The sequence below is a fragment of the Geodermatophilus chilensis genome (assembly GCF_002802985.1).
Taxonomy (GTDB): Bacteria; Actinomycetota; Actinomycetes; order Mycobacteriales; family Geodermatophilaceae; genus Geodermatophilus; species Geodermatophilus chilensis.
The window spans coordinates 25,412-32,288 of the sequence record NZ_NVPT01000045.1 but is presented as its reverse complement, the minus strand read 5'-3'; the positions used below and the strand labels follow the sequence as shown (position 1 = coordinate 32,288).

The following is a 6,877-nucleotide window of genomic DNA, read 5'->3' as shown; positions in this document are numbered from 1 at the left end:
ACTACTAGATGCAGTAGGATGCGATGCGAGGGTTGATGCACAGTACTATAGTTGTTGGTAGACAGGCGGGCACCACCGAAATGAATAAGTAAGGATTCGGGGCCAGGTCCGACTGTGTATAGGAGACGGGTGGGGGGGCGGGGCCGGCGGACGCCGGCCCCGCCTCCGACCCCGCGCAGTGGGGCCGGGTGGACGACGACGGGACCGTCTACGTCCGCACCGCCGAGGGCGAGCGCGCCGTCGGCTCGTGGCAGGCCGGTGACCCGGCGGCCGGGCTGGCCCACTACGCCCGCCGCTACGACGACCTGGCCACGGAGGTGTCGCTGCTCGAGGCGCGGCTGCGGGCGCACACCGGCAACCCCCGCGAGATCAAGGCCAAGGCACAGGCGCTGGCCGAGTCGATCCCCACCGCCGCCGCCGTCGGCGACCTGGACGGGCTGGCCGCCCGCGCCCGCGCCATGGTCGGGACCGCCAACTCCGCGGCCGCCGAGTCGCGGGCGGAGAAGGCCGCCGCCCGGGCCGCGCAGGTCGCCCGCAAGGAGGGGCTGGCCGCCGAGGCCGAGCAGATCGCCGCCGAGTCCACCTCGTGGAAGGCCGCCGGCGACCGGCTCAAGGCCATCGTCGAGGAGTGGAAGACCATCCGCGGGATCGACCGCAAGACCGACGAGGCGCTGTGGAGCCGGTTCGCCGCCGCCCGTGACGCCTTCGGTCGCCGCCGGGGTGCGCACTTCGCCGCCCTCGACGCCCAGCGCGGCGAGGCCCGGGCGGCCAAGCAGGAGCTGATCGCCGAGGCGCAGCGGCTCTCGACGTCCACCGAGTGGGGCCCGACGAGTGCCGCGATGCGCAGCCTGATGGACCGGTGGAAGGCCGTCCCGCGCATCGGCCGCGACGGCGACGACGACCTGTGGAAGCAGTTCCGCGCGGCGCAGGACGTCTTCTTCACCGCGCGCGCCGAGTCGGACAAGGCCCGCAACGCCGAGCAGCTCGCCAACCAGCAGGCCAAGGAGGAGATCCTCGCCGAGGCCGAGAAGCTCGACCCGTCGAGCGACCTGCGCGGAGCCCAGAACCTGCTGCGCAAGCTGCAGGAGCGCTACGACGCCATCGGCCACGTGCCGCGCGGCGCGATACGCCAGCTGGAGGACCGGATGCAGGCCGTCGAGCAGCGCATCCGCGGCGCCGTCGACACCTCCCGCCCGCGGGTGGCCCCGGAGAACCCGATGGTCACCTCGATGCGGCAGGCGGTCACCAAGGCCGAGGAGCAGCTGGCCAAGGCCGAGGCCGCCGGTGACGCCCGGCGGATCGAGGAGGCCAGGGCCAACCTCGCCACCCGCCGCGAGTGGCTGGCCGAGGCGGAGAAGAGCGCCAACCGCCGCTGACGGCCCCCTTCAGGGCACCGCCCCGAGCTTGCGAGGGGTGGGGAGAAGGGGGTCCTCTTTCAGCAGCCCCCGGCCGGGGCCAGCGGGGCCGGGACGCCGACCTGCGGCATCCCGAGCAGCACGCCGGGGGTGGTGGGGCGGGTGCCGGCCTCGTGCGCGTCGCCGGCGCGGGTGCGCCGGTGCGACAGCAGTGGCCCGTCGGCGACCAGGTGGTGCGGCGCGGCCTGGGTCACGACGGTCTCGACCACGTCGCCGGGCCGCACGCCGTCCGCTCCGTCATCCCCGCCCGCCCGGAAGTGCACCAGCCGGCCGTCGCGGGCGCGGCCGGACAGCCGCCCGGTGCGGGCGTCCTTGCTGCCCTCCCCCGCGGCGACCAGCAGCTCGACCCTCCGCCCGACCTGCGCCCGGTTCTCCGCCCAGCTGATCTCCTCCTGCAGCGCGGTCAGCCGCAGGTAGCGCTCCTGCACGACCTCCTTGGGCAGCTGCCCCTCCATCTCGGCGGCCGGCGTCCCGGGCCGCTTGGAGTACTGGAAGGTGAAGGCGCTGGCGAAGCGCGCCTGCCGGACCACCTCGAGGGTCTGCCGGAAGTCCTCCTCGGTCTCGCCGGGGAAGCCCACGATGATGTCGGTGGTGATCGCCGCATCGGGCATCGCCGCCCGCACGCGGTCGATGATGCCGAGGTAGCGCTCCTGCCGGTAGCCGCGACGCATCCTGCGCAGCACGTCGACCGACCCGCTCTGCAGCGGCATGTGCAGCTGGTGGCAGACCGCCGGCGTCTCGGCCATGGCCTCGATGACGTCGTCGGTGAACTCGCGCGGGTGCGGGCTGGTGAAGCGCACCCGCTCCAGCCCCTCGATCCGGCCGGTCGCGCGCAGCAGGTCGGCGAAGGCGCCGCGGTCGCGGAACTCCACACCGTAGGCGTTGACGTTCTGCCCGAGCAGGGTCACCTCGAGCACGCCCTGGTCGACCAGCGCCTGCACCTCGGCCAGGATCTCGCCGGGACGGCGGTCCTTCTCCCTGCCCCGCAGCGCCGGGACGATGCAGAACGTGCAGGTGTTGTTGCACCCGACGCTGATCGACACCCAGCCGGAGTAGGCGGAGTCCCGCTTGGCCGGCAGCGTCGACGGGAAGACCTCGAGGGCCTCGGCGATCTCGACCTGGGCCTCGGCGTTGTGCCGCGCCCGCTCCAGCAGGGCCGGCAGCGAGCCGACGTTGTGGGTGCCGAAGACGACGTCGACCCACGGCGCGCGCCGCACGATCTCGCCGCGGTCCTTCTGCGCCAGGCAGCCGCCGACGGCGATCTGCATGCCGGGGTGGGCGTCCTTGACCGGGCGGAGGTGGCCGAGGTTGCCGTAGAGCCGGTTGTCGGCGTTCTCCCGCACCGCGCAGGTGTTGAGGACGACGACGTCGGCGTCGGCCCCCTCGGGCGCGGCGGTGTAACCGGCGGCCTCCAGCAGCCCCGAGAGGCGCTCGGAGTCGTGCACGTTCATCTGGCAGCCGTAGGTGCGGACCCGGTAGGTCCGCCCCGGGGCGGGCTGGGCGCTGCGGTCGAGGTCGCTCGTCATGACGGGTCGAGGGTACGGCGGGGACGGCGTCCCCCGGCCGGGCTCCGCGACCTGCGGCTTCGTTACGGCTTCGTGATCGGCGGGTTCGTCCGGCGCCGTCGGCCGCCTCTAGGGTCTGCCGGGTGACCAGCCGTACCGCCGGAGAGCCTCTCGTCCGCCTGTCCGGGGTCGACAAGTGGTTCGGCCAGCTGCACGTCCTGCAGGACATCGACCTGTCGATCGACCGCGGCGAGGTCGTCGTCGTCATCGGGCCGTCCGGCTCCGGGAAGTCGACGCTGTGCCGAACGATCAACCGGCTCGAGCCCATCGACTCCGGCGAGATCACCATCGACGGCCAGCGGCTGCCCGAGGAGGGCAAGGAGCTGGCCCGGCTGCGCGCCGACGTCGGGATGGTCTTCCAGAGCTTCAACCTCTTCGCGCACAAGACCGTGCTCGAGAACGTCACCCTGGGCCCGGTCAAGGTGCGCAAACTGTCGAAGGGCGACGCCGAGCGGCGCGCCCGCGAACTGCTCGACCGGGTCGGCGTCGGCAGCCAGGCCGACAAGTACCCGGCGCAGCTGTCCGGCGGCCAGCAGCAGCGCGTCGCGATCGCCAGGGCGCTGGCGATGGACCCCAAGGTCATGCTCTTCGACGAGCCCACGTCCGCACTCGACCCCGAGATGATCAACGAGGTCCTCGACGTCATGACCTCGCTGGCCCGCGACGGCATGACGATGGTCGTCGTCACCCACGAGATGGGCTTCGCCCGCCGGGCGGCCAACCGGGTCGTGTTCATGGACGGCGGCCGGATCGTCGAGTCCGCCGACCCCGAGACCTTCTTCACCCGCCCGACGTCCGACCGGGCCAAGGACTTTCTGTCCAAGATCCTCACCCACTGACCGCGTTCCCCGATCGAGAGGACCCGCACATGAGGACCCGCCGCACGACCCTGGCCGCCACCGTCGCCGTCGCGACCCTCGCCCTCGCCGCCTGTGGCGGCGGTGACGAGGGCGAGGAGACGGCCGCCGAGCCGTCGGTCGCCGAGGCCCCCGAGTTCGAGGCCGGGACGACGATGGCCGAGCTCGCCGAGCAGGGCTCGATCCGGGTCGGCACCAAGTTCGACCAGCCCGGCTTCGGTCTGGAGAACCTCTCCGGCGACGTCGAGGGCTTCGACGTCGAGATCGCCGAGATCATCGCCGGGGGGCTGGGCATCGAGCCCGAGCAGATCGAGTTCGTCGAGTCCCCCTCGGCGGTGCGCGAGGAGGTGCTCGAGGGCGGCGAGGTCGACATGGTCGTGGCGACCTACACGATCAACGACAAGCGCAAGGAGCGGGTCTCCTTCGCCGGGCCGTACTACGTGGCCGGGCAGCAGATCATGGTCGCGTCGGACAACACGGCGATCACCGGTCCGGAGTCGCTCCGGGAGAACGCCGACGCGAAGGTCTGCTCGGTGACCGGCTCGACGCCGTCGGAGAACATCCGCCAGTACCTGGCCGACCCCGGGCAGCTGGTGCTCTTCGACGAGTACTCGCAGTGCGCCGACGCCCTCGGCAACGGCCAGGTCGACGCGGTCACCACCGACAACGTGATCCTGCTGGGCTTCGTCGCGGAGTCCGACGGCCAGTTCAAGCTCGTCGGCGAGCAGTTCACCGAGGAGCCCTACGGCATCGGCATCCCCAAGGGTGACGTCGCGTTCTGCGAGTTCATCAACGAGACGCTGGCGGCCAACGAGGAGGCCTACGCCCAGGCCTGGGAGTCGACCGCCGGCCAGGTCGAGGGCGCCGAGACCCCCACGCTGCCCGAGCCCGCGCCCTGCTCCTGACCCTTCCCGAGACCGCGGCCGGCCGGCGACGTCCGGCCGGCCGCGCTCCTGACACCCTGACCCCCGACGATCCGACCGAGAGGGAGCGCGCGTGGACGCGGTGACCGACAACCTCGCCCTGTTCGTCGAGGGGTACCTGACGTCCCTGCGGATCATCCTGGTGGCGCTGGTCGGTTCCCTGGCGCTCGGCCTGGTGATCGCGATGTGCCGCGTCTCCCCGGTGCCACCGCTGCAGAAGTTCGGGACCTTCTGGGTGACGACCTTCCGCAACACCCCGCTGTCGGTCGTGCTGTTCGCCTGCGCGTTCGGCCTGCCCGAGCTCGGCATCAACCGCACGTTCTTCTTCTTCGGCGTGCTGGGCCTGGTGCTCTACACGTCGGCGTTCGTCTGCGAGGCCATCCGCGCGGGCATCAACTCGGTGCCGGCCGGCCAGGCCGAGGCCGCGCGGTCGATCGGGCTGAACTTCACCCAGGGGCTGCGCTTCGTGGTGCTCCCCCAGGCGCTGCGCACCGTCGTCCCGCCGCTGGGCAGCGTCGTCATCGCCATGATGAAGAACTCCGCGGTCGTCGGCGCCTTCGGCGTCGGCGGCGACCTGTGGAGCACCGGCGCGACCCTCACCAGCGCGCGGGGCTACGAGACGCTGCCAGTCTTCGTCGGCGTCGCCATCGGCTACCTGTGCATCACGCTGCCGGCCGGGGCCCTGTTGCAGGTCATCGAGCGGAGGGTGGCGATCGCCCGATGAGCCCGACGTCCGTCCTCTACGACGCCCAGGGTCCGCGGGCCCGGCGCCGCACCCGCATCGCCACCGCGGTGGCGCTGCTGGCGCTGGCCGGGCTGGCCTTCGTCGTCGTCCGGCGCCTGGCCGCGCAGGGCGAGTTCTCGATGGAGAAGTGGGGCCCGCTCATCGACCCCTCCAACGAGGCCTTCGAACCGGTGTGGCAGCTGCTCGCCGAGGGTGTGGTCAACACGCTCAAGGCCGCAGCGGTGGCCATGACGCTGTCCGTCGTGCTCGGCACGCTCATCGCGGTGGCCCGGCTCTCGCTGGGCCGCGCCGGGCGCATCCCCCTGATCGGCCTGGTCGAGCTCTTCCGCGGGCTGCCGGTCGTGGTGCTCGTCTACTTCGGCGCCCGTGTGCTGGACGACGTCGGCGTCCCGCTCGACCAGCTGCCCGGCGGACAGACGTTCTGGGGCCTGGTCATCGGTCTCACCGCCTACAACATGGTGATCTTCGCCGAGGTGGTCCGGGCCGGCGTGGCGTCGCTGCCCCGCGGCCAGCGGGAGGCGGCCCTGGCGACGGGGCTGACCAACGGCCAGGCGATGCGGCTGGTGCTGCTGCCGCAGGCCTTCCGCGTCATGCTGCCGGCGATCATCAGCCAGCTCGTCGTCGTCCTGAAGGACACCTCGCTGATCACCTTCGTCGCCAACTACGACGAGCTGCTCAGCCAGGGCGAGAGCATCCGCCGCAACCTGGACAACCCGATCCAGACGTTCGTCGTCATCGCGCTGATGTACATCGCCATCAACTACGCGCTGGGCCGGCTGGCGCAGTACCTCGAGCGTCGGCAGCCCCGGACCGCCGGGCGCGCCGGGGCCACCGTCGACGAGGACAGCCGGGTCCCGGTGGGCGGCGGCGCCTGACGGCTCTCGTACGGAACGAGCCGGTCACGGTGGTGTCCACGCCTGCCGATACGGCAGGCGTGGACACCGCCCTCCGCCCCGCCGTGCCCCCGCTCCCGACGCCGGTGCCTCGCCCGGCGGCGCCCATGGACGCCGCGCAGGAGTTCGTGACCCGGCTGCGCGCCTCCGCGTCCTCGCTGGCCGCCGCCGCGGGCGCCGACACCGCCGTGGTGCGGGAGGTCGTGCCGCCGGCCCGGCACCGGCGCTCGCGGTGCCGGGTGGTGCTCCGTTTCGCGGGCGGCGCAGAGACCGACCTGACCTTCCTGGGACCGGTCAGCTCGGCGGCGGCCGGCCCCGAGCGCGCCTTCGACCTGCAGATACGGGCGTGGCTGTCCTCCGAGCTGGGCCGTGAGGGCAGCTGGCTGGTGGCCGACGACGATGCACCCAACGGAGTCGCCATCGACGTGACCGCCTGGTCGGCGACCACGCGCCCCGCCGGCTGACGCACACTTCCCACG

7 protein-coding genes are annotated in these 6,877 nt (G+C 72.6%); 6 read left to right on the top strand and 1 reads right to left on the bottom strand.

Annotated features, from left to right (window positions below):
• Positions 1-188 precede the first annotated feature (188 nt).
• Complete coding sequence (locus CNO22_RS09840; protein WP_100499197.1) at positions 189-1,376, top strand: DUF349 domain-containing protein; 1,188 nt, start codon at positions 189-191, stop codon at positions 1,374-1,376.
• Between the two features lie 59 nt (positions 1,377-1,435).
• On the opposite strand, the gene miaB is transcribed toward CNO22_RS09840, so the two are convergent.
• Complete coding sequence (miaB, locus tag CNO22_RS09835) at positions 1,436-2,941, bottom strand: tRNA (N6-isopentenyl adenosine(37)-C2)-methylthiotransferase MiaB (protein ID WP_100499196.1); 1,506 nt, start codon at positions 2,939-2,941, stop codon at positions 1,436-1,438.
• Positions 2,942-3,063: 122 nt separating this feature from the next.
• On the opposite strand from miaB, the gene CNO22_RS09830 reads away from it, so the two are divergent.
• The 5 genes from CNO22_RS09830 (at position 3,064) to CNO22_RS09810 (ending at position 6,862) form a co-directional block, all read left to right on the top strand.
• Positions 3,064-3,819 carry an amino acid ABC transporter ATP-binding protein gene (locus tag CNO22_RS09830; RefSeq protein ID WP_100499195.1) on the top strand — a complete coding sequence of 252 codons (756 nt, stop codon included), beginning with the start codon at positions 3,064-3,066 and terminating at the stop codon, positions 3,817-3,819.
• A gap of 29 nt (positions 3,820-3,848) precedes the next feature.
• Entirely contained in the window at positions 3,849-4,742 is an 894-nt protein-coding gene (locus CNO22_RS09825; RefSeq protein ID WP_100499194.1) for a glutamate ABC transporter substrate-binding protein, read from the top strand.
• Positions 4,743-4,833: 91 nt separating this feature from the next.
• Positions 4,834-5,484, top strand: coding sequence for an amino acid ABC transporter permease (locus tag CNO22_RS09820; RefSeq protein WP_100499193.1), 651 nt, complete (start codon positions 4,834-4,836; stop codon positions 5,482-5,484).
• Positions 5,481-6,380, top strand: a complete 900-nt coding sequence (locus CNO22_RS09815; protein ID WP_100499192.1) for an amino acid ABC transporter permease — start codon at positions 5,481-5,483, stop codon at positions 6,378-6,380. Before CNO22_RS09820 ends, CNO22_RS09815 begins: the two co-directional genes overlap by 4 nt.
• A gap of 59 nt (positions 6,381-6,439) precedes the next feature.
• A complete protein-coding gene (locus CNO22_RS09810; protein WP_100499191.1) occupies positions 6,440-6,862 on the top strand; it encodes a hypothetical protein in 423 nt (140 codons plus the stop codon).
• Positions 6,863-6,877: the final 15 nt, after the last annotated feature.

What these genes read in the sequence shown, in the direction of transcription:
- miaB (WP_100499196.1), bottom strand. Translation starts at nt 2,941, where the DNA reads ATGACGAGCGACCTCGACCGCAGCGCCCAGCCCGCCCCGGGGCGGACC.
- CNO22_RS09825 (WP_100499194.1), top strand. Translation starts at nt 3,849, where the DNA reads ATGAGGACCCGCCGCACGACCCTGGCCGCCACCGTCGCCGTCGCGACC.
- CNO22_RS09815 (WP_100499192.1), top strand. Translation starts at nt 5,481, where the DNA reads ATGAGCCCGACGTCCGTCCTCTACGACGCCCAGGGTCCGCGGGCCCGG.